The following is a 25,991-nucleotide window of genomic DNA, read 5'->3' on the forward strand; positions in this document are numbered from 1 at the left end:
ACATTTGTGGCTTTGAAACAATTAAAGCGACGCCCCAGTCTGTGCCAAGTGGCGGTTTGTTAACAGTTTTTAAACCTCGGTAGCAGGTGGAACGCCTTGTTTCGTATAAGTTTAACATAAATTAACCATAGCGGAAGATTTCCACTCTCGTTGTGCCCCAATTTAAGCTCATCGCAGCCCTAACCTGATTTAAAGCAGGACATATCTGCTTCAAAACAAGAAGCTGTACCCAAATGAGGAAATCTACAAAATGGCAGCGGTGAGTATCGCATTCGAAGCACCCGACAATTCGTTCGGTGCGGCCCCGGTCGGCAGCAAGCCAATCGACTTTGTCCATCTGGCGCGTCAGACCATGGGCGATAAGGAGCTGGAGATCGAAATCCTGCAGCTGTTCACTCGCAACGCCCGCACCTTGCTGCATGAACTTGCCACCGCCAACGATAACCAGATGAAGATGATCGCGCATCGCCTGAAGGGCTCAGCGGACGCCGTCGGCGCCTTCAAAGTATCGGCGACCGCAGAGGCAGTCGAAAATGGCAGCCGCGATAGTGCCGCTTTGGCAAAGGTTGCCGCTTCGGTGATCGAAGCCGAAAACTTCATTCTCAAGCTCTGCCGCTGATCTCTGTTTTCAGGGCATAGTCACAAGGCCGGTTTCGCCTGCATCCGTATAACGGGTTGCCAAGCGGACCCGGCCTTTCTATTTGTCTGTGGTCGGATCTGCTAAAGTCATCTGCGTCGCTCAGAGAAAACCAAGCGGGTGGCATTAAGAGATCCGACGTCTTCACATCTCAAACCATCATTTCTGGATTTCCGACATGACCAAACTGACCATCGTTGCCTTCGACGGCACGCAGCAAGAGTTCGATGTGAGCAATGGCTCCACCGTCATGGAAAACGCCGTGCGCAATTCCGTACCCGGCATCGATGCCGAATGTGGCGGCGCCTGCGCCTGCGCCACCTGTCATATCTATGTCGATGACGCCTGGAGTGAGCGCGTCGGCCCGCCGGAGCCTATGGAAGAGGACATGCTGGATTTTGCGTTCGACGTGCGCCCGACATCGCGGCTGTCCTGTCAGATCAAAATGACGGATGCGCTGGATGGGCTCGTCGTGCATGTGCCGGAACGCCAAGGCTGATCGAACCGCGTTTGCTGATCTTTCCAGCCACAAAAAACCTCGCTGTCCGTTTCGCGGGATAGCGAGGCGAGGTGGGAGCGTCACCTTGGTCGGGGAGGAATGTCCAAGGTTCAAGACGCGCCGGGAGAACCAGTCTGTCCGGATTGATATGATAAAAAATTCTACTGGAAATTGAATACATCACGGGCGAGCCTTAAGCTACGCCAAGAACTCAACGATCATTATCCGGCTGCGTATTGAGATTCACGGATTTCTGGTTGCGTTAAAGCTTTAATAAATGCAACCAAATGCCGAATTTAAAATAATATTCGCCTATATCGTTCTATCTTGATGACTTCTGCTGGAGCCTGTGGGTGAGCAGGCGGCTCATCCGTGCATCGAAATTTTTCGACTCGACCACGTCGAAACGCATCTGGTCTTTGTCATGCGCATTCATGACCTCCTGCGTTGTTTTCGTGACAAGTGCCTGCATCTCCTCACAACTATCTTGCGGGCGAAGCGATTGTAACCGTTTGTCGAGGGTGCGGGCATAATTGCGAGCGATTTCCGCATGCCGCTCCTCGTGTCGTTTGATATCAGCTGATAACGTGTCCCAGATGAGAGCCAGATCGGCTGTCGTGCGACGTCGATTTGTCCAGCGCGGCAACAGAATTTTCGTGTGGAGTTTTACCTCTACCGTGCCGACGCCGCATTTTCGGTCTTTTTCGACATAGGTGATTTCGCCACCGAACTTGATTTCCGTGGCACCCGGGTGACGCGCGCCTGTCGCCTTTGTCATCGGCCCTCGGTGAGAAAGCTCATGATCCAAATCCTCTGCCGTCTTGCCGCCAATACTGAAATAGGAGAAGGATTTGGTCATCACCGCTTCCGCATCTGCGGATTGCGGAAGCGTCAGTAGCAGGGTTAGAGAGAGGAGGGCGCAAACTGCGCGGTAGTGGTGCTTCATTGCCCGGCCTTCCGGTTGAACTTGACGGATGATTGCGGCATAGAGCGGCCAGCGTGATGCGGGGTGGAGGGACCACGCTCCAACGCGTCGAGCCTATGCATTGCGATTGCCGAAATTCGATTTGGATTTCAACGGCAATGCTGTAGGCGGAGTGAAGGCGATATGAATGGTGGGCACTCCGTTGTTCCCGAAAGGCGTTACGTTCCGTGATAACAGCCAGTGACAATGTGTGGCAAGTCGCACATGGGCGCTCCCTGAAACTTGATGGGGATGGCCTTATTATGGCTATCGTCAATGCGACACCGGATTCGTTTTCAGACGGTGGTCGATACCTAGGCGAAGAACGAGCCGTGTCTCACGCGCTGGCCTGCGTAAGGGATGGTGCCCATATCATCGATATCGGTGGAGAATCGACGCGGCCTGGTGCGGAGCCCGTGACGGCGCAGCAAGAGCAGGACCGTGTTCTTCCGGTCATCGAGTGTTTGGCGAAAGAAACCGATGTTTTGATTTCGATCGATACCTATCGAGCGGAAACGGCAAAGCTGGCCGTGGAGGCGGGCGCTCACATCGTCAACGATGTCTTCGGTCTGCAAAAAGATGAGAAGATGGCGGGCGCGGTGGCCAGCACGGGTGCGGGCGTCTGCATCATGCATACGGGGCGAGAGCGGCAGACACTGCCCGACGTTATCGCCGACCAGTTCGCGTTTCTCAACCACTCGCTCGACATCGCGGCCAAGGCCGGCATTTCCCGCAACGCGATTATGCTCGACCCAGGTTTTGGTTTTGCCAAGGACACCACTGAAAACGTCGCGCTCATGTCGCGTTTCGATGAGCTTGCCGCTTTCGGTCTGCCTATTCTGGCGGGCACGTCGCGCAAGCGCTTTATCGGTGCTCTGACGGAACGTGATGACGCGGAAGAGAGAGATGTCGGCACGGCGGCAACCACTGCCATTCTTCGCCTAGCGGGCGCTCATGTTTTCCGTGTACACAATGTAGCGATGACGCGTGACGCCCTCACAATAGCAGACGCCATTCTGGCGCATAAAAAACAAAACGGGGAGGGGCGATATTGAGCCTTTATACGATACTTTTGAAGAACTGTTCGTTTTTCGCCCGCCACGGTTTGCTGGAGCAGGAGGAAACGCTGGGTCAGCGCTTCTTCGTGGATGCGGAGATGGAGGTCGAGGCCGGAAACGCACTCGAGACCGACGACATCCAAAACACGGTCGATTATGGCGTTGCTTTTGCCGTGATCGAGAAGATCGTGGCTGGCCAGAGGCGGTACCTCATCGAAGCCCTGGCGAACGACATCGCCACGGCGTTGCGCAGCCGTTATCCGCAGATCGTGCGCGTAAAAATCACGGTACGCAAGCCATCAGCACCCGTTCCCGGCATTCTCGATTATGCGCAGGTCAGCATAGAGCAGCATGGGTGATGGCATGACTTTGGCAGCACTGGGCCTGGGTGGTAATCTCGGCGATCCGCCCGCTGCGATGGCGCAGGCGCTCGACGCCATTTCGCGCCATGACCATTGCCGCTTGGTAGCCGTGTCGCAGCTTTACAGCACGCCGCCTTGGGGCAATACGGATCAGGCCGACTTCTTCAACTGTTGTGCCCTTGTCGAGACCTCGCTGGAACCGGAGGCGCTTCTGGACCTCTGCCTCGACATCGAGCGGGGAATGAAGCGCGTTCGCGACGAACGTTGGGGACCGCGCACCATCGACATCGACGTGCTGACCTATGGCGATGCCGACATCGTCACCGAACGCGTCGAGATTCCGCATCCGCGCATGACTGAGCGGGCATTCGTTTTGATACCTCTGTCCGATATCGCACCGGACTTGGTGGTTAAAGACCGAACGATTGCTGACTGGCTTGACGATGCGGATACGACCGGCATCAAACGCGCAAACAAAAAACGGGAGTGGTGGGCACTCCCGTTTTCGTCAGTCTGAGTTGATGTGTCGGATTATGGTTTGATCGATCCGACCGGCATCTGATCGATGTTGCGGGCCAGTGTCAGTCCGATCACCGGGACCATCTGGTCTGCGACCTTGACGGAAATCGTGATGTTCATGGATGTGTTGTTGGTCACGCGGGCAACCATGGCACCATTCAGCTTGGCGCGGTTGATGCCGACAACGACCTTGTCGCCGCTGACCTGGCCCGAAACGATATCAAGTCCTTTGCCTTCTGAGCCGTCCAAGAACTTGCCTTCGTAGCTGTTGCCCTTCTTGGCAATGACAGCGGACATGGGTTGCTTGAAGACGCCAACGCGGCATGTGCCACCTAGCTTGATGCCGGTTTCTTTGTCGCCAATCGGCTCGCCGGTCAGGTCGCAGGTGAACTTGGTGCCTTTGTATTTGCCCGCAACGATTTCGCCGGGGCCAGACCAGGCGCCGGCAACGGAGCCGAAGAACACGTCATCACGTGAAGCGGCCTGGACGTCTGAGACGGCAAGTCCGCCACTGACGGTCATTACGGCGGCAAGTCCGCCCAGTAGCGAAAAGAAGCGCGAATACATGATACTTTCCCTGGCGAATTGGCCGCTGTGTGTGAGTATCAATTTATGTCGCGAATGGTTAATGCTTGGTTTAATTCCACGCAATTAGCCGCTGGCATCGTAACCTTTCGGGGCAGCGAAGCCTTGCAGATCAGGGCTTTTCGATGGTTTTGGCACCTCTTAAATCAGGTGTGAGATCGGATACGAAGTCACCGATGCCCGGACGTTTCAGTGCCTTGAAAGGCAAGGGGCGGCACAGATCCATGGCGGCGATGCCGATTCGGGCTGTCATCAAGCCGTTGATCACGCCTTCGCCCAATCGCGCCGAAAGCCGCGAGGCGAGGCCATGGCCAAGCACCTGTTGCGCAATGCCGTCGCCCACCGCGATCGAGCCTGTGACGGCCAGATGGGCGATGACATCGCGCAGCAGCCGCAACATGCCGAGCGTGCCAGGACGGCCGCCATAAAGCTCTGCCATCGTGCGCACCAGCCTTGTGACCTCGAACAGCACATAGGCGAGATCGACCACAGCGCGCGGGCTGACCGCCGTCACCACGGAGACGCGCTTGGACGAGTTCAATATGAGAGCACGCGCCTGCCGGTCAAGCGGGCTCAACAGCTCGCGTTCGGCAAGGTCGATGAGGTGAGGACCATCGATTACATCGTTTTCAGTGTCCTTCAGCGCCGCGCGGCCTCTGGCGGTTTCAGCGCGGTGAGACAGGATGGCGTTCAGCCTGACAATAACAGCGCGGGCGGCTGACGGCTTTTTTTCGAGTGCCGCTTTTTCCGCATCCAGTTTCAGCGACTGAACGGCATTGAGCCGCATGATGCCCATCGCCTCGCGCCCAACCAGAACAAGGACGGCGAAGATGGCGATGACAAGTGCTGCACTTGCGGTGTAGCCCAGCCAATCGGACCGCGAAAACAGATCGCGTATCAGCTGGTCGGCCCACACTCCGAAAGCAAGCGAGAGAAGCACGCCAAAGGCCCCGATCGCCAGCTTGCCGAAGGAGAAACGGTGCTTGCGGGGCGTTGCAATGGGAAGGGCCGCAGCGTCAATTTCTTCTGGACCGATGAACGGGTCTTCCTCATCCGGTGTCATGGAGATGTCAGCATCGAAGCTGCGCGGTGCGCGTTTCGGTTCTGCGGCTCGGTCTGCTGCAGGTTCGCTTTCGAGCGTGAAGGCGGCGGGTCTGCGACTTGTCGGGGTGGCGTCGTCTTTCATGCGAGTTTATCTCCGAACAGGAACTGCATGGCGCGATCGAGCCTGATGTGCGGAACGGAAAGTTTGATGCCGCCGGTGCTTTCCTCTAGCTTGGGTGGGCGGAAGCGCACGACATTCACATCCGGCAAGCTGGCCGCTTCACCTTCGACATCAAGCACGCGGAACATCGGTTCAGGGTCTTCGGGCAGATCGCCGGGGAAAATGGCTGTGGTGCGATTGCCATCGAAAACCTCGCCGTTGATCTTTTCGCCTGACATGGGTGTTCCCACAATCACGGGCAACGATTGGCCGTCCTGACGAACGCTCGCCTCCTTGGTGGCGCGAACCGACGCCAAGGCCATGACTTCGATGCCCGCACCACTCATGCCGATCGTGGTGATCGCGCGGTCCACCAGACGGCGTGTCAGGTTTTCCAGCCGGTCGTGGCTTTCGTGATGAAGATGGTCGGCCTTTGTTGCGGCGACCAAAACCTTGTCGATGCGTCGGCCAATCAATGATGATAACAGGCTGTTCTTGCCGGGCCGGAAGCAGGCGAGCACGTCACCCAAAGCTCTCTCAAGGTCCTGCACCGCTTCCGGTCCGCGATTGACGGCCTGTAGCGCGTCTATCAGCACGATCTGACGATCCAGCCGAGCAAAATGCTCGCGGAAGAAGGGTTTGACCACGATGGATTTGTACGCCTCGTAGCGACGTTCCATCATGGCGCGCAAAGAGCCTTTCGGCGCTTTCTCATCTGTGAGGCCGGGAAGCGGAGAAAAGGTGAGGGCAGGCGACCCTTCGAGATCACCCGGCATCAGAAAGCGTCCGGGCGGTAGCGTCGAGAGCGAGCGCTCATCCGACTTGCAAACGCGAAGATAGGCAGCAAAGCTTTCCGCCAGTCTGCGCGCCGTCATTTCATCGGCAGGCGCGTTGATGTCGAGCGAATGGGCGATCTCCAGCCAGTCGCGGGCAAGATCGGCGCGCACGCCGCCACCAGCCAGCGCCACGGTGGCGTCGCTGAACGTCTTGTAGTCCTGGTTCAGCAACGGCAGGTCCAGCAGCCATTCGCCGGGGTAATCGACGATATCGATGGCGAGTTTTCCCGATGAGAACCAGCGACCCCAGCCACTCGCGCTTTGATAGTCAAGCGTGATGCGCAGCTCGGAGATCGCGCGAGTGGAATCCGGCCAGATACGGTCCCGCACCAGCGCCTGAATATGATCTTCATACTGAAAGCGCGGAATAGCATCGTCCGGCTGTGGTTCGAGCTGCACGTTCGAGACGCGCCCGGAGCGAATGGCTTCAAACAGCGGCAGGCGGCCACCATTCAGAAGGTTGTGAACGAGCGACGAGATGAAAACCGTCTTGCCCGCACGCGAAAGCCCCGTCACGCCCAGCCGCAAGGTCGGATTGGTCAGTGCGCTTGCGCGGTCTGCCAGATTGTCGATCGCAATCAGCGCGCTATCGGTGACGGAGGTAAAGGATGGCGGCAATGAATGTTTCCCACAAAATATTTCAACGTTCTGGAAATATATAGGTCGGCGGCTTGCCCAAAAAAGAAGCGGCTCCGGGAAAGTTTTGCAAGGCTGTCAGAGGTCAGGGCGCGATGAATTCCCGCATCTGCCATCGTGCAGCGTCGGCGTTGCTTTCGGATGCGGCATCAAGCACCACAAGCCCGGCCGTCGGAAATCCATTTGGAAGGGTGTGCTCCATTCCATGTGTCCCCAGCAAAGCCTCGGCGACGGCCTCGATGGTCGGGTTATGGCCGACCAGCATGACCGATTGTGCCGAGCTATGCCCGGAGATTAGCGCAAGGTAGGTCTCGACTTGAGCGTTGTACATCTCATCGACATAGGTGATCTCGAAGGCATCATTGAAGGCCCGCCTGACGGCCTGCGCCGTTTCCCGGCATCGAACTGCAGTAGAACTGAGAACAACGTCGGGAACAAAGCCTCTTGTCGCCATGCGCTCACCGATCAGTTCGGCTTCGGCGTAACCCTTGTTGTCGAGTTGTCGGTCGAAGTCGTGCTCGCCCGGATTTGCCCAGGCAGCATTCGCGTGGCGCAACAAGTAGACCCGGAATGGTGGCGGTTGAAGCACTGGCATGTCCGGATATCCTACTCGACTTTAAACATCGCCCAGCAGCCTTACATGAATAGACGGGTACCTCGCAAGTGGCGTCCGGTATAGGCAAGTCCTGATAATGTGATGAAAGAAATAATCCGTGTTTTGCGAATAGAGCTTAAAAAATAACCCTTTAGCTGAATTTTATGACAGATTTAAAAATGTCCGAAAACTGTTCTGCGCACTTGAACGGCCATACGTCATTGGAGTATACCCGCGCAATATGAGATGTTCTTCGAGGAGAATCGCGTGAGTGAGAAGATCGATCTTAGCAGCTATGTGCTCTCGGAAAACGATGAGTTCATGAATGCCAATCAGCGGGCCTATTTCAGGTCCAAGCTGATTGCCTGGAAGAACGACATTTTGAGAGAAGCGCGGGAGACCCTTGGTCATCTCGCAGAAGAAAGTGCCAACCACCCCGACTTGGCAGACAGGGCATCATCTGAAACAGACCGGGCCATCGAACTGCGTGCCCGCGACCGTCAGAGAAAACTCATCTCAAAAATCGACGCTGCTCTTCAGCGCATTGACGATGGCACTTACGGCTACTGTGAAGAAACAGGCGAGCCCATCGGCATCAAAAGACTGGATGCCCGCCCCATCGCCACACTCTCCATCGAAGCCCAGGAACGCCACGAGCGCCGTGAGAAAGTCTACCGCGACGAGTGAGTGGTCTTACAGAGGTTTCTGAGATTTAAGAAATAGGACGGCCGTTTCGGAAGCGAAGCGGCCTTTTCTTTTGGGCGCATTGTTGTCGATTGCTGCTGACAAACGCGCTGGTGTTATCTCCTATCTTCGCGCCATCCAAGCGGACCCGTCCTTCACTCCATTGAGCGTGTTCGGATTTACTCAACCAATCGCATACCCCAAAAACGAAAGAGGCCCCGCCATGCGGAGCCTCGATCTCTTGGGTTCTATCAGCGTGGCTTAAAAGAAGCCGCGTCTTTGCCACCAGCCGCCCTTGCGGGGCTTGGATGGGTCGCCTTCGGCACCGTCTGTTGATGCCGAGGCTGAGGTGACGACCGGCTCAGAGGACGAGACGTTTTCACCGCGGTTGGCGCGAACGGGCTTTGCGTTTTCCGCAGGCACTTCGGTTCCCAAATCAGCAGATGCTTCTCCGACTTCCTCGATGGCTGCTTCGGAGACTGTTACGTTCACGACAACTGGCTCGACGGTTTCGACAGGCGCAGGGGTTGGTGCCGGGGCAACAGCAGGTTCTGCTTCTGCGGATGCTTCAGGTGCTGTTTCCTTTGCCTTGCGGGTGCGGCGTGGCTTCTTCGGCTTTTCCGTTTCTTCCACGGTTGGCGTCGGTGCTTCGGCCTCGACTGCTTCTACGACGGCGGGCTCTTCGACGCCCTCGATCGCAGCGGCGGCAGCACCGTCTTCGACAGCTTCAGATGTTTCAGGCTCAGTGCCATCCTCATCGATGATGTTGCCATTTTCGTCACGGTTGCGACGTCCACCCCGTTTGCCACGGCGGCGGCGTTTGCGCTTGCCATCGTCGCTGGAGGTACCATCAGTCGTTTCCAGCGTAGAGGTTGAAGCCTCGTCGTCGGATTCGCCTTCGGCATCATCGTCCTGATCGTCGGATGACGTGTCATCATCGGAATCGCCTTGAGCCTCAGTGCCATTCTGGCTGCCCTTGCCGCGACGACGACGACGACGCTTGCGCTTGCGCTTGCCATCTTCGGCCGTATCGGCCTGAGTCGGACGTGCTTCTGTCTTCTCGGCCTTGACGACGACTTCTTCCTCGTCTTCATCCTCATCGGCCTCGATGATGATGTCGTCTTCCTCTTCTTCGAAGGCAGGAAGCATCTGGATGAGGCTTTCGATCTTGACCGGGTTTTCGACGGCTTCACCGCGATCGATCGCGAAGTGCTGCGCACCGACGCTGGCATCAGCCGCGATGATGATGGCAACGCCGAAGCGGGCTTCATAATCGACAATGGTTGCGCGCTTGTGGTTCAGCAGATAGAGCGCCGTGTCCGGTGTGCAGCGAACCGTGATGTTGTGCGTGGTGTTGCGCAGCAGATATTCCTCGACGCCGCGCAGAACATGCAGAGCTATGGAGGATTCGGAGCGAACATGGCCCGTGCCGCCGCAATGCGAGCAGACCTGGGTTGTGGATTCCAGAACCGATGCGCGGATGCGCTGGCGCGACATTTCCAGAAGGCCGAAATGCGAGATGCGGCCGACCTGAATGCGGGCGCGGTCGTTCTTCAGGCAATCCTTGAGCTTCTTTTCGACGGAGCGATTGTTGCGCTTTTCTTCCATGTCGATGAAGTCGACGACGACGAGACCGGCAAGGTCGCGAAGACGCAGCTGGCGGGCCACTTCTTCCGCGGCTTCCAGGTTGGTCTGAACGGCTGTCTCTTCAATCGAGTGTTCGCGGGTCGAACGACCAGAGTTCACGTCGATCGCAACCAGAGCTTCCGTCTGGTTGATGATGAGGTAACCACCGGACTTCAACGTCACCTGCGGCTGCAACATACGGTCGAGCTGCGCTTCGATGCCCGAACGCGAGAAGATCGGATGAATGTCGCGGTAAGGCTGAACCACCTTGGCATGGCTCGGCATCAGCATCTTCATGAAGTCTTTCGCTTCACGATAGCCTTCTTCGCCTGATACTATGATCTCGCTGATGTCCTTGTTGTAGAGATCGCGGATCGAACGCTTGATGAGCGATCCTTCTTCATACACGAGGCAAGGAGCCGTGGAATTGAGCGTCAGCGTGCGGACGTTTTCCCACAGACGCATCAAATATTCGAAGTCGCGCTTGATTTCGACGCGGGTGCGGTTGGCACCGGCTGTGCGCAGAATAACGCCCATGCCCTGCGGTACTTCCAGATCGCGAGCGATTTCCTTGAGACGCTTACGGTCCGTCGGCTGGGTGATCTTGCGGGAGATACCGCCGCCACGCGCCGTGTTCGGCATGAGAACCGAATAACGACCAGCGAGCGACAGATAGGTTGTCAGCGCAGCGCCCTTGTTGCCGCGTTCTTCCTTGGCAACCTGAACCAAAAGGATCTGGCGGCGCTTGATGACTTCCTGAATGCGGTACTGCTTGCGTGGCTTACGCGAAACGCGGTCCGGAACTTCTTCCATCGCATCTTCGGCGCCAACGGATTCAATGACTTCCTTTTCGTGATGTTCGTCATCATCATCGTCGTCATCGTCATTACCACGACGGCTAAGACCTTCGACTTCTTCGGAAATCGTGTCGGTATCGACCATGGCAGCCATTTCGCCGCCCTTGCTGCCATCGTCTTCAGAACCATCGTCCGAAGGGGCTGCATCGGCAGATGCTTCATCTGCTTCGGTCTTTTTCTTCGTGCGGGGACGACGAACGCGCTTCTTCGGCTTTTCGTCTTCGGTTGGTGCTTCTTCAGCAACAGCCTCGACAACTTCGACGTCGGTTTCGACCGGCTCTGCGGCGATCTCGGCAGGTGTATCGGCCTCATCGGCGGCGTCGGTTGCCGAAACGATACCGATATCCGGCTGATCGGCCTGGGATAGATCAACGGAGCGCGACGCCGCGGACGATTGTTCGTTTGGCGCGTCGTTGGCGGATTCGAAATCGTCGTTACGACGGTGATCTTCGGCTTCCGCTCTCAGCAGGGCCTGCCTGTCGGCCAGGGGAATCTGGTAATAATCCGGGTGAATTTCTGCAAAAGCGAGAAATCCGTGGCGATTGCCACCGTAATCGACGAATGCTGCCTGAAGGGAAGGCTCTACGCGTGTCACCTTGGCAAGATAGATATTGCCGCGGATTTGTTTTTTGTGTTCGGACTCAAAATCGAATTCTTCGATCCGGTTTCCCCGAACGACGACTACGCGTGTCTCCTCTTCATGGGAGGCGTCGATAAGCATTTTGTCTGCCATGTAAGCTGTGCTCCTCGGCGCAGCCCTGTCTTATACGAGAACAGGCCCGCCGCAGGGACGGGCCTTTCATCTATGGTCGAGGGTGTGCCGGAAATGAAGTTTCTTGCCCGGCGTCTGTAAACTGGCAGCATCCGAACACATGGCAGAGCATAAAGCCTGCTCGTTGTATCCGGTTCATATGAAAGCTGCTGCAACGACATCATTGGCCAAGCGAGAACGACTTTAATAAATAGACCCCGAAGGATCCGATGAAAATGCTCTCCTCGAGCGTGCGGTGGCATGCCACCGGGTATTGTTCTGGCCACGGCCAGAATTGATCCAGTTTCAGGAGAAAAATGCAGCGACGGCAGATGATTGCCCGATTTTACAGCGCCAGCGTCTTTGTCGATTGGCAGCCGGCGGGCGTCTATCCCGTCAACACTTTTAACCCTCATTCCCGTTGTATGGTTTATCCGTCACAATAGCAATAGGGTGGCTAAATATGCCATATCGTTGGTGGAATTTCCCAGTTAAGAATTGCTTCACCATCGGCTGCGATTGTTGCGCGCCAGCGCAAATCAGGCCATTCTAAGACAGGAAAATGGGGCGATTTGGTTTAAGCGGCATCGAGATTTGTCGAAATAACTAAAATACGGACATGACTTTGGCGACCATCAAAACGGGCATCGATAGGGCAAGAACATCGCAGGCTGGGACCTGGATCGGACGAATCAGCAAGATTTTTGCTGTTGCAACTCTGGGTCTTCTTTCGGTTTCGAACATCGCCGCCGCTCAGTCGAAAACACCGTCTCTCATCGTCAGCGCTGCCCGCATCATCGGCGATGAAGCGCGCACCCGCATTGTCATGGATTTCAACGAAGAGCCGGATTTCGACGTTCATTATCTGGATGCACCGGCCCGCATCGTCGTCGATTTTCCAGCCGTCGGGTTTTCCTTCCCGACGAAAGACCTCGCGCCCACTGGTCTTTTCAATGATATCCGCTTCGGCAGCATGGGCGAGGGCAGTGCGCGTCTCGTGCTGACCGCCAAAAAACCCGTGCAAGTCGCAATTGCGGAAGTGAAGTCTGAGGATGGCGGCAAGGTGTTCCGTTTTGTGCTGGATACGGAAATTGCCACGAAGCAGAAGTTTTCCGACCTTTTAAAGAATCAGAACTGGCAGGCGCTGGCACCGGCGACGACTGCGTCCATCACGCCTGATATTGTTCCCAAGTCTGACCGGCATTCCGATTTCATCATTGCAGTGGACGCGGGCCATGGTGGTATCGATGCGGGCGCCAAGGGTGGCCTGAGTGGAACGGACGAAAAGGTCATCACGCTGACCTTTGCCAAGCAATTGATGGAGCGTCTCAATAAAATTCCGGGTATCAAGGCCTTTCTGACGCGGGATGACGATACGTTTCTGGCGCTGTCTGAGCGGGTCACGCTTGCGCGTCAGCAGAATGCCAACCTCTTTATTTCCGTCCATGCCGATACGCTGAAGCAAAAAGGCATTCGCGGGGCGACCGTCTATACGATCTCAGATCGCGCATCCGACAGAATGGCGCAGGATTTGGCCGAGCGTGAAAACCTCTCCGACCAGATTGCGGGCGTGGCGGCCCAGCATGAGCAGCCCGAAGTGGCCGATATCCTGCTCGACCTCACACGTCGCGAAACGCAGGCGTTTTCGGTGACGTTGGCCGAGAATATCGTGAAGTCCTTCGAAGGGCAGGTGGGTCTTATCAACAACCCTCATCGTTATGCCGGTTTTCAGGTGTTGCGTGCTCACGACGTGCCTTCGGTTCTTTTGGAGCTCGGCTTTCTATCCAACCCGGATGACGAAAAGTTGCTGCTGGATGAAAACTGGCGTGCAAAGGTTGCCGATACGCTAGCAACGGCTGTCACGCGCTACAGGGCACAGGCATTGGCCAATGGTGGCTGATCGATTGCTGGCAATCAGACTGTGACATCTGAGGAACCCTCGCGTTAAAACGGTTCAACTCTTTGGCCCGATAAGCGAATTGTTGAGCGCGAGCCCTATTTTACTCACATTCAAGCCGTTACTCAAAGCCTAGATTCGATGGCGACGTGCTCTTCTTTTCATCTTGTAAGAAGAGCGGTTCGGGATAACATCTCTGAAAATGCCGCTACGGGCGCTTGTCATTGATGAAGCGGTGTGCAAAACGGCACGCTATATGCAAGAATGTGCTCATATCGACGAGCGCAGCCAGTTACGATTCGAAGTATCGGTAGCCTAATATGATCAGACTTATTGGATATTTCTTCGGCTTGGCCAGCATGCTGTTCCTTGTGGCAGCTGGTGGTGTCGCCATTTATTTGGTGACAATCACGAAGGATCTTCCCGATTACGCGGTTCTGAGCAGCTACGAGCCGCCGGTCACCACGCGCATTCATGCGGGCAATGGTGCCCTGATGGCGGAATATGCCAAGCAGCGGCGTCTGTTCTTGCCCATTCAGGCTGTTCCCGACCGTGTGAAAGCTGCCTTCCTTTCCGCTGAAGACAAGAATTTCTACCAGCACCCCGGTATCGATGTTACCGGTTTTGCCCGCGCAGCCGTCGCTTTCGTGACGGGTGGCCCCACGCAGGGTGGCTCGACAATCACCCAGCAGGTGGCCAAAAACTTCCTTCTGACCAACGAACAGACGATGGAGCGCAAGGCGAAAGAGGCGGTTCTCTCGTTCCGCATCGAGCAGGCCTACAGCAAGGACAAAATCCTTGAGCTCTATCTCAACGAGATTTTCTTCGGTCTCAATTCCTATGGCATCGCCAGTGCCGCACTGACCTATTTTAATAAATCCGTCACCGAACTGACGATTGCAGAAACGGCTTATCTGGCCGCGTTGCCGAAAGGTCCGGCCAATTACCATCCTTTGCGTCGTGAAAAGGCAGCGCTGGAGCGCCGTAACTGGGTCATCGATCGTATGGCTGAAAACGGTTACATCACACAGGCCGATGCCGCCGATGCCAAGACCCAGCCACTGGGCGTGAACATTCGCACCGGTGGTGCCCGTATCGCTGCATCCGATTATTTCTCCGAAGAAGCGCGCCGTCAGATCATTGAGAAATACGGCGAGAAGGCACTGCTGGAAGGCGGCCTTTCGGTTCGCACCTCCTTTGATCCCGAAATCCAGCTTGAAGCCCGCAAGGCACTTCAGGACGGTTTGCTGGATTATGACGAGCGCCGTGGTTTCCATGGCGCAGTCGATCAGGTCGATACGTCGGGAGACTGGGCTGCAGCGCTTTTGAAGCTGAGACCGCTTCGTGATGTGCCGGAGTGGAAAATGGCGGTGGTGCTGTCTGCCACGGCAGATGGTGTCGATATCGGACTTCGCCCTGACGGTGACACGGAAAACCCCGATCTGCGCAGCCGTGGCCGCATCAAGCCTGAAAACATGAAATGGGCTTACCGCGATGCCAAGGGCCAGCGCGCAACCGCCAAATCACCGGCGGGCGTTCTGAAGACCGGCGATGTCGTCTATGTCGAGCCTCTGGCCGACAAGGGCGATGATTACCGCCTCCGCCAGCCGCCCAAGGTGCAGGGCGGCATGGTGGTGATGGACCCGCATACGGGTCGCGTTCTGGCCATGGTTGGTGGTTTTTCCTACGGTCAGTCGGAGTTCAACCGCGCAACGCAGGCCATGCGTCAGCCGGGCTCTTCGTTCAAGCCGTTCATCTACGCAGCCGCGCTCGACAATGGCTATACACCTGCATCCGTGGTCATGGATGCGCCGCTGGAGGTTGTTTCCGGTGGTCAGGTCTGGCGTCCGCAGAACTACGGCGGCGAAGTGGCTGGCCCGTCGACGCTGCGTCTCGGTATCGAAAAATCCCGTAACCTCATGACCGTGCGTCTGGCGCAGGACATGGGCATGAACCTCGTTGCCGAATATGCTGAGCGCTTCGGCATTTACGACAAGATGCCGCCATTGCTGGCCATGTCGCTCGGTTCCGGTGAGACCACCGTCATGCGCATGGTGTCGGCTTATTCGGTGATTGCCAATGGCGGCAAGCAGATCAACCCGACGCTGATCGACCGCATTCAAGACCGTTACGGCAAGACGATTTTCCGCCATGAAGAGCGTGGCTGCGAAGGCTGCAACGCGACAAACTGGCAGAACCAGGACGAGCCAACGATCGTCGACAATCGCGAGCAGGTTCTCGATCCGATGACAGCCTACCAGACGACATCGATGCTGGAAGGCGTGGTTCAGCACGGTACGGCTGCCGGCAAGATCAAGGTCGATCTTCCCGTCGCTGGCAAGACCGGCACGACCAACGACGAAAAGGATGCCTGGTTCGTAGGCTACACACCTGATCTGGTCGCTGGTCTCTATATCGGCTTCGACAGCCCGGCACCGCTGGGACGTGGCGGCACCGGTGGTTCGCTGGCGGCGCCGATCTTCGGTGAGTTCATCGCCCAGGCAGCCAAGCATCTGCCGCAGAGCAAATTTATCGTACCGAACGGCATGCAGTTCGTGGCCGTCAACCGCAAGACGGGTATGGCTGCCAACGAGGGTGAGCCTGACACCATCATGGAAGCCTTCAAGCCCGGCACGGGTCCTGCCAGCAGCTTCAACGTGATTGGCATGGATGGCGCGATGTCGCAGGAAGATATTCTGCGCGCATCACCCCAGGCCCAGCAGGCCATTACCGGCGGCGGCGGCGGTCTCTATTAAAGTCAATTGATGGAAAGTCGAGGGGCGCGGGCTTTACATCCGCGCCCCTCGCATTTATTCAGCCATCGAGTTTTAAAGCCAATTTCCATGAAAGCGAAGTATCTGCGAAATGCGCAATGAGATCGTGAACGTCGTCGACGAAATCAGGCAGGCCATAAGCCTGCTGAGGAGGCATCTTTGACTGGGACCAGGCGATAAGACGACTGGACTGGTTGAACAACAAGGCCGAGGATCCCAATCTCTGGAATGACGCCACCGAGGCGCAGAAGCTGATGCGTGAGCGCCAGCAACTGGATGAATCCATCAATGGCGTGAAACTGCTGGAGCAGCAGGTCAACGACAATATCGAACTGATCGAGATGGGTGAGGCCGAAGGCGATGCCGATATCGTCAAGGAAGCCGAAGACGCCCTGAAGGCGCTCAGAAGCGAAGCCAATCGCCGTCAGGTGGAAGCGATGCTGTCGGGCGAAGCGGATAGCAACGATACCTATGTCGAAGTGCATTCCGGCGCTGGCGGCACCGAAAGCCAGGATTGGGCGAACATGCTGCTGCGCATGTACACCCGCTGGGCCGAACGTCAGGGCTACAAGGTCGAAATTCTTGAAATTCACGATGGTGAAGAAGCGGGCATTAAATCCGCGACGATTCTCGTCAAGGGCCACAATGCGTTCGGATGGTTGAAGACGGAATCGGGCGTTCATCGTCTCGTTCGTATTTCTCCGTATGACAGCAATGCGCGTCGTCACACATCGTTTTCATCCATCTGGGTCTATCCGGTGGTCGATGATTCGATCCAGATCGACATCAACGAAAGCGACTGCCGCATCGATACCTACCGCTCGTCGGGTGCAGGCGGACAGCACGTCAACACGACCGACTCTGCCGTGCGTATCACGCATATTCCAAGCGGCATTGCGGTTGCGTGCCAGCAGGAGCGCTCCCAGCACAAGAACCGCGCCAAGGCGTGGGAAATGCTGCGTTCACGTCTCTACGAGGCCGAGTTGATGAAGCGGGAAGCGGCGGCTAATGCGCAGGCTGCTTCCAAGTCCGACATCGGTTGGGGACACCAGATTCGCTCTTACGTCTTGCAGCCCTACCAGCTGGTCAAGGATTTGCGTACCGGCGTCGAAAGCACGGCACCGAGCAACGTGCTCGATGGCGAGTTGAACGAGTTTATGGAAGCAGCCCTTGCCCACCGCATTAGCGGCGGTGCGGATGTTGAGGTTGCCGATATCGACTGATTGCGGCGACGCAATCGACAGGGGTTTGGCCTCTCGCAATAGTTCTTGCGGGAGGTCTTTTGTTTTGGAGGTATGCCATGAAGCAGGTTCTTTATATCGTTGATGTGCAGCCGAGTTTTAGCCCGCCCGCCCAACTCATCGCCGACATCACCGCCCTCGCTGGACAAATGCACAGCGTGGCAAGTGTCGAGCGCCACGATGAGAGCATCACACCTTTCGAGCGACAGCTTGGCTGGAAACCTGGGACATCGGATGATTCCCTCGTTCCGGCAGATCGCATTTTCATCAAGCACGGCTATGCACCGCCAAGGGAGGCGGTCGATTATCTTTTGTCGTTGACTGTCGATCGGGTGCTGGTTTGCGGTATTCAGGCAGATACCTGCGTTCTAGCTGCAGGCTTCGCCTTCTTCGACGCCGGGTTACATCCAACGCTTGTTCCATGGCTGACGATTGGCTCAAGCCTTGACCGGTCAGGCCAACTTGGTGCGAGGCTATGGAAGCATCATTTCGGCGCGGTGCTGAATGGTCCTGAAGACCTGAGACTTTAGTTGGAAGCTTTTTCGATCTTCATGTCGCCGAGTTCATCGATCAGAACCGTCCAGGCATCGGCATCTTTTTGCGTTGGCGCGGTTTTAAGATGCACGGTGACGAAAAGGCCGGGGACGTCTGATGCACCGGTCGAGCTTTCAGGTCTGATATCGGTGACATAGACCTTCATCTGCGTGAATTCGTCCAGTTCTACGGTTTCCACGAGGCTCGGACCGTTGGCCGTATAGGCGATCTGCTGGAGATAGATTTTCGCGGTGCCATCATCCTGGCGCATGGCGACGACCTTGTAATATCCGCGCGTCGGTTCGCCAGCCGGCTTTGTGGCCGAGGCCGTACCGGTATCGCCTTCCTTGGCGTCTGGCAGGGTCGCTTTTTCCCACAAGCCGCTGCTGGTCACGAAGATCGTCGAGGAGGGCAGGGCGCTGATATCTGTCGTCTGTGCAGAGGCGCATGACAGGCTGGCGGCAAGGAATGTCGTGGCAAGTAAAGTTTTGATCATCTTGGTTTTCATCAATTCGTGAACTGTTCTGCAAGCACCCTGTCGGACCAGGAGCGATCCGGGTCGGACAAAATCTTTGCGGTTCTATCGCGAGATTGGGCAATGCGGACCGATTGTACCGATTTGACCTCGATGTGATCGGCCACCGCATTCACAGGGCGTTTTTCGCTTTCCAACACGTGGATATCGACCGTGACCTTATTTGGAAGCAGGGCGCCACGCCAGCGACGCGGGCGAAACGCGCTGACCGGCGTCAAGGCGAGCAGCGGTGATTCCAATGGTAGGATAGGGCCGTGGGCCGAGAAGTTGTAGGCTGTGGACCCTGCTGGCGTCGCCACCATCATGCCATCACAAATCAGCTCTTCCAGCCGTGTCTTGCCATCCACATCCACCCGCAATTTTGCGGCCTGATGGGATTGGCGAAACAGGCTGACCTCGTTCATGGCAAGTGCAGAGAACGGCTCACCATTCGCATCTGTCGTCGTCATCCGAAGAGGATGGAAGTCATTGCCGGTGGCGACTGCGATACGATCCGGCAAATCGGCGACCCGGTAATCATTCATGAGAAAGCCGACGGAGCCTCGGTTCATTCCGTAAATACGCTTGCCCGAGTTCATCGTCTCGTTCAACACCTGCAACATGAAGCCATCACCACCTAGTGCAACGATGACGTCTGCTTCATCGAAAGCGGTATTGCCGTAGTGTCCGACAAGTTCGTCTCGCGCCGATTGCGCATTGTCTGTGGTCGACGCCAGGAAACACAACTTCTGACTTGAACGCGACATGCCGTCACCCCTGTTACCGGCCTTTGGTACATGAAGACACAGTACAAGGACAAGCTCTTTAAAAACGAGAGTGACCAACGGGCCGTGGGACAAGTGTTTCACTGTTACAAACGTCCACAGCTTCTTGTCTATGTGTCATCAATCGGGGTTGCAGATGCCGGTGAGGTCGGGCAGTTTGCGGAAACGAACATGGTTGCGGAAGGTGTGGGGCGTGGCGATAAGTTACAGTATCTACGATGTTTTCACGCGCCAGAAGCTGGCCGGAAACCCGTTGGCGGTGATGTTTGGTGCAGACGCACTGGATGAGGCCACCATGCAGGCCATTGCCCGGGAAATGAACCTGTCGGAAACGGTGTTCGTCAGACAATCCGCTAATCCCGCCTACGCGGCTTCACTGAGAATTTTTACGCCCGCTCAGGAATTGCCATTTGCGGGTCACCCGACGGTGGGTGCCGCGATCGCCATCGCCGAACACAATCACCCGGAAGGCGAGGCTGACATGGTGGCCGTGCTTGAAGAAAAGGTCGGGCCGGTGCGCTGTGCTATCCGCATTCGTCCAGGTGAGCCAAGCTTTGCAGAGTTCGATTTGCCAAGAAAGTCATCCCGCGCGACGTTGCCGCTGGATCGTGCACAGATTGCCGATGCCATTGGTCTGGCTGAATCACAGATCGGCTTTGAAAATCACGCCCCGTCGATCTGGACGGCGGGTGTGCCCTTCGTCGTGATACCGGTGCTCAATCTTGCCGCGATGGAAGAGGTCGACTTTGATCCGACATTGTGGCTGAAGCTTGCGCCTTTGGTTGAGGGCCGGCTGGCATCGGCCTATCTCTACTGTCGCGGCGGCGTCAATCATGCTGCAAAATTTCATACCCGGATGTTTTCACCCAGCATGGGCATAGCGGAAGATCCCGCAACGGGTGCTGCGGCTGCCGCGTTCTCAGGTGCAATCCACCACTTCGATAATCTCGCGGATGGGCATTACCCGATCCTGATCGAGCAAGGCGTCGAAATGGGCCGCCCTTCGCATATTCACCTGAATATGGATGTGAAGGAAAAAGAGATTTCACGTGCCAGGATCGGCGGTCACGCCGTGCGCGTCGCAACCGGTACTTTCGATATCTGATATTTTTCAAAACGCTGAGAGCAGCCATATTGACCAAGTCAAGGGCTTGTGACGGCGCGTTAACACCTTTTGGCCGCGAATCTTAACCTTTGGCCTTCGGGCAAGGAACCAAATGGCTGTCCTTCCGTTTATCAACGCGAAGGAGACGTGACATGAAGTCGCAAAACAGTTCCGATACTCGCCGTACTTTGGAGGCTGCGAATTGTACAGCGGCCTCTACATATAAGCCCCTGATTATCCCACTCAGAGGCACCTACGTAGCGATGATATTCCGCCGCTCTCTTAAAAATAGACTTGAAATGACAAAAAGCTAATTCGACATGTATCGAATTGGACAAAAAATCTAAACAGGCTCGTAAAATCAAGATTTAATCTATCAACGAAGGGAGAATGACATGAAGACAGCTCTCATCATCACGGCACTCATTGGCATTTCTGCTTCAACAGCATTTGCCGACGGTATCGTTCAGCAGACCATCAACTCCACGATCCCTGTGGATCGCGAGTTCAAGACTGCTAGCATCACGCCACCAACCGAAGCCGCACAAAAACCAGTCGTCGTCTTGAAGAAGACCAACAGGTTGCCAGGGCTGACGGAAACCGCGACAGCGTCTCCACAATCGGCCCTCGCTCGTATGCAGTAATTGACCCCATGAACAGTCTCATTTCAGAAAATCCCGTGCGGTGATCCGCTAACGGGATTTTTTGTTGGCGATAAGACGACAGCGGTATGGCAACGACTTTGACGCTAGACACGCCAAGCATTCCAATTCCCGTATCTGCGATCCTTCTGTCAGCTATCAAGTCTGAGTGACAGTTGTCGCCCACCGTTTTTCTTCAGAATATAGAGTGGCTTGATGGTGAGCACTTCGGTGCGGCGCTGCAATTCGCGTCTGCGCTCCAAGGCGCGTTCGCGCAGACTGCGTGACTGAGCCACCAGCGATAAAGCGTTTTCAATGGTTTTGTCTGTTGCTGTCATTGCTACAACTCCATTTGTTCACTTTATGTTCTATTATTTGATGCGCCTTGTCAAGCTTGCAATATGCAGCGCTAGCGATGACGTTTCAGATGAAGTGATTTTGAATTTGGAGAGCGAGGTTTTGGTGTGTGCTTAATACGGCCTTAGTCGAGGCAAGCATGGTTCGCCAAAGCCTTAGAATCAAAAACGGCGCACGAGGCGCCGTTTTTGATTACCTGTCGCTCGGTCAGCCTGCTTCCGTGGGAGGTCGGTCGGCAGAGTGACGTTTTACGCTGATTAGCGGAACGAACGGGAAGCAACGTTGCGAATGTCGTAACGTGTCAGGCCGATGTCGCTCAGAGCCTGGCTGGAAAGGCTGCCCAACTCGTTCATTGTGCGACGGTAGCTGATCCAGTTCTTGGCGATACGAATAGGGTTCATGGTGTTTTCCTCAATCTTGCTTTTGTTTGATCTTTGAAACTTGGTCTCAGAGGCTCAGTCATCTGTGCTCTCTGCTGTTGATCTGTATATACATATTCAAGAGAAGGATGTGCAGTGCAGATTTTAGGCGACTGCCATGCAAATGTGCAATGTGTCGGCTATTTTTACATCTTTTTCCGATGGATGTGCATTTTTTAGGCGGGAGATAAAAGGGATGCGCGCGGAGAAGAAGCAACGCTAAAATGGCGTGTTTAAAACGAAAAAAGGCCCAGAGCCGAAGCTCAAGACCTTTTGTGTGATCCGTAATCCGGCGGAAATTTCCGCCTTACGTCAGATTAGATGCCGACTGCAGTCCGTGCTACGCGGCGAATGTCGCTGCGGCCGATGCCGAGGTCGCTCAGTTCGCGGTCGCTCATGCGGCCAAGTTCAGTGACGGTCTGACGATACTTGCGCCAGTTGTTCAGCGAGCGAGAGATGTTCATGGTCGTGTCCTTCGTTTTGTCTTCTGGCACCACTTGGGATCAGTGCCGAACTCATTTCCTGACGCCGAATATAATCGGTTTAATCGAAACAAAAATAGACAATGAAGTATGCCACCTATGCGCTGAGTGCATCGCAGAGTTAAAATCAACCCTTTGGACGTTAATAAATGCATAATTTAAGGGCGCTTTTGCCTGGGAAATAATCGTTTTTCTCGCTATGTGAGCGTTTTTCATCCTCGCTACCTTCTTTAGGTGCTAGTCGACAAAATGAGGAATGGCGCGGTGTCATCGTTTTGACTCTTGATGGTAAGTTGCCTGCGCATCCTCTAATTCTCTTGGCCGGATTGAGTTCGAATTGAACCACCTCAATTGAAGGGTATGCCGTCTTATATGGGAAGCCTTGATCGGCGGGCAGGGGAATGCGCCCGTATCGTGGCTCCGCTGGCGTAAATAGAGACGTAAAACCGTCATTTTCCCTTTGCGCTCCAGAAAACGGGTGATATAGAGACGCGCGCTCCGGAAGGCCTCATGTGCCAGATGTTGTTTATGCAGGATTCATGAGCGCGGGTATGGCGGAATTGGTAGACGCACCAGATTTAGGTTCTGGCGACGAGAGTTGTGGGGGTTCGAGTCCCTCTACCCGCACCAAATGAATCGCCGGGAAGACAGCGCGTCGCATCTGCTTCGCCGCTTCTCTGGCTCAAGCGCAGTTTTTGCTCCGCAAAATGCTTGTGCATGCAGTTTATATAGCTAAGGCCGGTGAATTTAATTCCGGCGCTGTGCTCGAACGTAAACCAACGGCTGTCTGAGCACCGCCGCCATGATGTGAAGGTATGAAAATGCAGGTTATCGAAACGCTCGCTGAAGGGCTGAAGCGCGAAATCAAGGTCGTTATTCCGGCCGCCGATATGAAGTCTCGCCTTGACGAGCGCCTCGTTGATGCCAAGGACAAGGTCCGCATCAACGGTTTCCGCCCAGGCAAGGTGCCACTTTCTCATCTGAAGAAGATGTATGGCAAGTCCATCATGGCCGACCTCGTCAACGAACTGGTTCGTGACAAGCCATCCGAAATCATTTCCGGCCGCGGCGAAAAGTCTGCGACACAGCCTGCCATCTCCATGACCGAAGATCAGGACGAAGCCGAAAAGATTCTGGCCGCCGAAAGCGATCTGGAATTCACGCTCGCTTACGAAGTGATTCCGGCGATCGAGCTGAAGTCCAACGAAGGCATCAAGGTTACGCGCGAAGTCGTTGAAGTGACCGAAGAGGAAATCAACGAGCAGATCCTCAAGATTGCCGAGAGCGCCCGCACCTACGAAACCAAAAAGGGCAAGGCTGCCGAAGGCGACCGCGTCACGATGAACTATCTCGGCAAGGTCGATGGCGAAGCCTTTGACGGTGGCGCTGCTGAAGACGCAGAGCTCGTGATCGGCTCCAACCGCTTCATTCCTGGCTTCGAAGACCAGCTGGTCGGCGTCAAGGCTGGCGATGAGAAGGCCATCACCGTTACATTCCCAACGGAATATCCTGCCGCGAACCTCGCCGGCAAGGAAGCTGTCTTCGACATCACTGTTAAGGACGTAGCCGCTGCTGCCGACGTTGAAATCAACGACGAACTGGCAACCAAGCTCGGTCTCGAATCGGCTGAAAAGCTGAAGGAAATCGTTCGCGGCCAGATCGAAAGCCAGTACAGCAACGTCACTCGCCAGAAGGTGAAGCGTCAGATTCTCGATCAGCTGGACGCGGTCTACCAGTTCGAAACACCAGCCGGTCTGGTTGATGCAGAGTTCGACAACATCTGGCGCCAGATCAACACCGATCTCGAGCAGTCCGGCAAGACTTTTGCTGACGAAGACACGACGGAAGAAGAAGCTCGCGAAGAATACCGCAAGCTGGCGGAACGTCGCGTTCGTCTCGGTCTCGTTTTGTCCGAAATCGGCGAGAAGGCTGGCGTAGAAGTCACCGAAGAAGAAATGCAGCGTGCGCTGTTTGCACAGCTTCAGCAGTTCCCGGGCCAGCAGAAAGAAATCCTCGATTTCTTCCGCAACACGCCAGGCGCTTCTGCTTCGCTGCGCGCTCCGATCTTCGAAGAAAAGGTCATCGACAAACTGCTCGAAGAAGTCTCCGTCACGGACAAGACCGTAACGAAGGAAGAGCTTCTGGCTGAAGATGCCGAAGAAGGCGATAAGGCTGAGAAGAAGCCTGCCAAGAAGAAGGCTGCTGCAAAGGCTGACGCTGCGGAAGGCGAAGACGCCGCTCCGAAGAAGAAGGCACCTGCCAAGAAGAAGGCTGCCGAAGGCGACGCCGAGTAAGCTTTTCTTTGTAATGTCTCGAAGGGCCGCTGCTTTGTCAGCGGCCTTTTGCGTTTCAGATGCCCGTTAACCTCTGTAACGTTTCGATCACATTGCAGCGCACAATGCGCTTTTTCAGCCCTGCGCCCTTGTTCATCTCCGGTTCATCTGGCAGTCTTGGCTTATTGATTTGCGATGCATCATAGATGAGCAAATCCGCTGCGCAGGATGCGCGGCCCGGCACTTGCCCCAGTTTCAACTCTCCATCTGGCGTCACCGCATGCGGTTGTTACGCCCGGTGATAAATGACGCGTAGGTCGAAGCTGTGGGCTTTGGCAGAGGCGGGCGGCAATGCGCGCCTGATCGCGTTCTCTACAATTCAAAGCGGCTGACCTTGATTTGGACAGTCGTCGATAGCCCAACAAGGCGCACCGTTTTCCCAAGGATGGCGCGCTTTACGAAAGCTTGAGGAAGAGACATGGTTTTGAAAACGAGACACGGTGTCCTCATCGCCGCTGTTACCGTAGGCTTGTCGTCGGGATTGGCGCTGGCGCAGGAGCGCGGACTGATCTGGGCTCCGGCAAAGAATTCCGACACGTCCTATTCGGCGCGGATCGGTGCGAAACTGCCCACCGAGACGCCCATTCGTGGCGGGCTGGAGATGGGCATGAATGCGTCGGATGGCGGGGCCTTGGTCGACACGCCAGTGAAATTCTGGGGCACCGTTACGCTGTTGTCTTCCACTCTGCCGGGTGCGAAGGTCGCAGGTGATATCGGTGTGTTGATGAACGCATTGACCGGCTCCAGCGCCTTGACGATGACGACATCGCAAAAACGCATCGCCACCGCTGATCTGGATGTCGAATCCAACCGCAACATGACGGTGCGCTATGATGGCACAGCGCAGCAATGGAGCGGGCTCGATGTTTCGCAGTCGCTCCGGCTGACCCGCTCTGAGACCGGCACCGCCTTCGTTCTGACCGGTGCCAGCCGTGATAGCTTCAACGACTTCACCTCGAGCGTCGGTCTGGAACAGAAGCTCGGCGAGAACCTGACGGTGAGCGGGCATCTCGATCAGGGCTATCAGGAAGATCGTTTCCGTCCCTCCATTAACGCCCGCTACAACATTCGCTGGTGAGCGAAAGCGAAACGCTGA

General features: G+C 55.9%; 25 protein-coding genes and 1 tRNA gene. 15 read left to right on the top strand and 11 right to left on the bottom strand.

The window, feature by feature from the left end; translation table 11 throughout:
• Positions 1 to 250 precede the first annotated feature (250 nt).
• Together RRU01S_RS11340 and RRU01S_RS11345 are read left to right on the top strand one after the other, a co-directional pair.
• Positions 251 to 619 (top strand): Hpt domain-containing protein, encoded by a 369-nt coding sequence (locus RRU01S_RS11340; protein ID WP_045230398.1) that lies wholly within the window; start codon positions 251 to 253, stop codon positions 617 to 619.
• 196 nt (positions 620 to 815) lie between these two features.
• Complete coding sequence (locus tag RRU01S_RS11345) at positions 816 to 1,136, top strand: 2Fe-2S iron-sulfur cluster-binding protein (RefSeq protein WP_045230399.1); 321 nt, start codon at positions 816 to 818, stop codon at positions 1,134 to 1,136.
• Between the two features lie 322 nt (positions 1,137 to 1,458).
• Here the strand turns inward: RRU01S_RS11345 and RRU01S_RS11350 are convergent, their stop codons facing one another.
• Entirely contained in the window at positions 1,459 to 2,082 is a 624-nt protein-coding gene (locus RRU01S_RS11350) for a DUF922 domain-containing Zn-dependent protease (RefSeq protein WP_045230400.1), read from the bottom strand.
• Between the two features lie 206 nt (positions 2,083 to 2,288).
• Between RRU01S_RS11350 and folP the strand changes: the two genes are divergently transcribed.
• Genes folP through folK form a run of 3 tightly spaced genes read left to right on the top strand, consistent with a single transcriptional unit; the run spans position 2,289 to position 4,037 of the window.
• The gene (gene folP / locus RRU01S_RS11355; protein WP_045230401.1) at positions 2,289 to 3,155 is read left to right on the top strand and encodes a dihydropteroate synthase; all 867 of its coding nucleotides are present in this window, start codon (positions 2,289 to 2,291) and stop codon (positions 3,153 to 3,155) included.
• Entirely contained in the window at positions 3,152 to 3,517 is a 366-nt protein-coding gene (folB, locus tag RRU01S_RS11360) for a dihydroneopterin aldolase (RefSeq protein ID WP_045230402.1), read from the top strand. The genes folP and folB overlap by 4 nt, the downstream gene beginning before the upstream one ends.
• Positions 3,518 to 3,521: 4 nt before the next feature.
• The gene (gene folK / locus RRU01S_RS11365) at positions 3,522 to 4,037 is read left to right on the top strand and encodes a 2-amino-4-hydroxy-6-hydroxymethyldihydropteridine diphosphokinase (protein WP_045230611.1); all 516 of its coding nucleotides are present in this window, start codon (positions 3,522 to 3,524) and stop codon (positions 4,035 to 4,037) included.
• A gap of 14 nt (positions 4,038 to 4,051) precedes the next feature.
• Here folK and RRU01S_RS11370 read toward each other — a convergent pair whose 3' ends face one another.
• From RRU01S_RS11370 to RRU01S_RS11385, 4 genes are all read right to left on the bottom strand, one after another.
• On the bottom strand, positions 4,052 to 4,606 hold the full coding sequence (locus RRU01S_RS11370; RefSeq protein ID WP_045230403.1) for a hypothetical protein: 555 nt from the start codon (positions 4,604 to 4,606) through the stop codon (positions 4,052 to 4,054).
• A gap of 130 nt (positions 4,607 to 4,736) precedes the next feature.
• Positions 4,737 to 5,810 carry a YcjF family protein gene (locus RRU01S_RS11375; RefSeq protein ID WP_045230404.1) on the bottom strand — a complete coding sequence of 358 codons (1,074 nt, stop codon included), beginning with the start codon at positions 5,808 to 5,810 and terminating at the stop codon, positions 4,737 to 4,739.
• Entirely contained in the window at positions 5,807 to 7,282 is a 1,476-nt protein-coding gene (locus RRU01S_RS11380) for a YcjX family GTP-binding protein (protein WP_045230405.1), read from the bottom strand. Before RRU01S_RS11380 ends, RRU01S_RS11375 begins: the two co-directional genes overlap by 4 nt.
• 103 nt (positions 7,283 to 7,385) lie before the next feature.
• Positions 7,386 to 7,895 (bottom strand): SixA phosphatase family protein, encoded by a 510-nt coding sequence (locus RRU01S_RS11385; protein ID WP_045230406.1) that lies wholly within the window; start codon positions 7,893 to 7,895, stop codon positions 7,386 to 7,388.
• A gap of 267 nt (positions 7,896 to 8,162) precedes the next feature.
• Here RRU01S_RS11385 and dksA point away from each other — a divergent pair, with 267 nt between their 5' ends.
• Complete coding sequence (gene dksA / locus RRU01S_RS11390; RefSeq protein WP_045230612.1) at positions 8,163 to 8,582, top strand: RNA polymerase-binding protein DksA; 420 nt, start codon at positions 8,163 to 8,165, stop codon at positions 8,580 to 8,582.
• Positions 8,583 to 8,840: 258 nt separating this feature from the next.
• Here dksA and RRU01S_RS11395 read toward each other — a convergent pair whose 3' ends face one another.
• The gene (locus RRU01S_RS11395) at positions 8,841 to 11,795 is read right to left on the bottom strand and encodes an Rne/Rng family ribonuclease (protein WP_045230407.1); all 2,955 of its coding nucleotides are present in this window, start codon (positions 11,793 to 11,795) and stop codon (positions 8,841 to 8,843) included.
• A 700-nt stretch (positions 11,796 to 12,495) separates the two neighbouring features.
• Here RRU01S_RS11395 and RRU01S_RS11400 point away from each other — a divergent pair.
• The 4 genes from RRU01S_RS11400 (at position 12,496) to RRU01S_RS11415 (ending at position 18,255) form a co-directional block, all read left to right on the top strand.
• Positions 12,496 to 13,713, top strand: a complete 1,218-nt coding sequence (locus tag RRU01S_RS11400; protein ID WP_412674271.1) for an N-acetylmuramoyl-L-alanine amidase — start codon at positions 12,496 to 12,498, stop codon at positions 13,711 to 13,713.
• Between the two features lie 317 nt (positions 13,714 to 14,030).
• A complete protein-coding gene (locus RRU01S_RS11405; RefSeq protein ID WP_045230408.1) occupies positions 14,031 to 16,466 on the top strand; it encodes a penicillin-binding protein 1A in 2,436 nt (811 codons plus the stop codon).
• A gap of 109 nt (positions 16,467 to 16,575) precedes the next feature.
• Positions 16,576 to 17,707 (top strand): peptide chain release factor 2 gene (gene prfB / locus RRU01S_RS11410; protein WP_162273313.1). Its coding sequence is split into 2 segments (ribosomal slippage): positions 16,576 to 16,644 and positions 16,646 to 17,707, totalling 1,131 coding nucleotides; the frame shifts between segments, so codons are not numbered across the junction.
• 77 nt (positions 17,708 to 17,784) lie between these two features.
• A complete protein-coding gene (locus RRU01S_RS11415; protein WP_045230410.1) occupies positions 17,785 to 18,255 on the top strand; it encodes a cysteine hydrolase family protein in 471 nt (156 codons plus the stop codon).
• On the opposite strand, the gene RRU01S_RS11420 is transcribed toward RRU01S_RS11415, so the two are convergent.
• Complete coding sequence (locus RRU01S_RS11420) at positions 18,252 to 18,755, bottom strand: hypothetical protein (RefSeq protein WP_045230614.1); 504 nt, start codon at positions 18,753 to 18,755, stop codon at positions 18,252 to 18,254. The two genes, RRU01S_RS11415 and RRU01S_RS11420, sit on opposite strands and share 4 nt — an antisense overlap.
• Before the next feature lie 11 nt (positions 18,756 to 18,766).
• Positions 18,767 to 19,540 carry an NAD kinase gene (locus tag RRU01S_RS11425; RefSeq protein ID WP_045230411.1) on the bottom strand — a complete coding sequence of 258 codons (774 nt, stop codon included), beginning with the start codon at positions 19,538 to 19,540 and terminating at the stop codon, positions 18,767 to 18,769.
• A 211-nt stretch (positions 19,541 to 19,751) separates the two neighbouring features.
• Between RRU01S_RS11425 and RRU01S_RS11430 the strand changes: the two genes are divergently transcribed.
• Positions 19,752 to 20,663 (top strand): PhzF family phenazine biosynthesis protein, encoded by a 912-nt coding sequence (locus tag RRU01S_RS11430; RefSeq protein WP_045230412.1) that lies wholly within the window; start codon positions 19,752 to 19,754, stop codon positions 20,661 to 20,663.
• Positions 20,664 to 21,058: 395 nt separating this feature from the next.
• Positions 21,059 to 21,307: a hypothetical protein gene (locus RRU01S_RS11435; RefSeq protein ID WP_045230413.1), complete on the top strand. Its 249-nt coding sequence runs from the start codon at positions 21,059 to 21,061 to the stop codon at positions 21,305 to 21,307.
• A gap of 149 nt (positions 21,308 to 21,456) precedes the next feature.
• On the opposite strand, the gene RRU01S_RS11440 is transcribed toward RRU01S_RS11435, so the two are convergent.
• From RRU01S_RS11440 to RRU01S_RS11445, 3 genes are all read right to left on the bottom strand, one after another.
• The gene (locus tag RRU01S_RS11440) at positions 21,457 to 21,642 is read right to left on the bottom strand and encodes a hypothetical protein (RefSeq protein WP_045230414.1); all 186 of its coding nucleotides are present in this window, start codon (positions 21,640 to 21,642) and stop codon (positions 21,457 to 21,459) included.
• Between the two features lie 276 nt (positions 21,643 to 21,918).
• A complete protein-coding gene (locus RRU01S_RS25320; RefSeq protein ID WP_065698172.1) occupies positions 21,919 to 22,062 on the bottom strand; it encodes a DUF1127 domain-containing protein in 144 nt (47 codons plus the stop codon).
• A gap of 335 nt (positions 22,063 to 22,397) precedes the next feature.
• Positions 22,398 to 22,544, bottom strand: coding sequence for a DUF1127 domain-containing protein (locus tag RRU01S_RS11445; protein ID WP_065698291.1), 147 nt, complete (start codon positions 22,542 to 22,544; stop codon positions 22,398 to 22,400).
• A 563-nt stretch (positions 22,545 to 23,107) separates the two neighbouring features.
• Between RRU01S_RS11445 and RRU01S_RS11450 the strand changes: the two genes are divergently transcribed.
• The 3 genes from RRU01S_RS11450 (at position 23,108) to RRU01S_RS11460 (ending at position 25,973) form a co-directional block, all read left to right on the top strand.
• Positions 23,108 to 23,192, top strand: a tRNA-Leu gene (locus RRU01S_RS11450).
• Positions 23,193 to 23,383: 191 nt separating this feature from the next.
• Positions 23,384 to 24,856, top strand: coding sequence for a trigger factor (gene tig, locus RRU01S_RS11455; RefSeq protein WP_045230416.1), 1,473 nt, complete (start codon positions 23,384 to 23,386; stop codon positions 24,854 to 24,856).
• 457 nt (positions 24,857 to 25,313) lie between these two features.
• Positions 25,314 to 25,973, top strand: a complete 660-nt coding sequence (locus RRU01S_RS11460; RefSeq protein ID WP_045230417.1) for a hypothetical protein — start codon at positions 25,314 to 25,316, stop codon at positions 25,971 to 25,973.
• The last annotated feature ends 18 nt before the right edge of the window (positions 25,974 to 25,991 follow it).

This window comes from Agrobacterium rubi TR3 = NBRC 13261, assembly GCF_000739935.1.
Taxonomy (GTDB): domain Bacteria; phylum Pseudomonadota; class Alphaproteobacteria; order Rhizobiales; family Rhizobiaceae; genus Agrobacterium; species Agrobacterium rubi.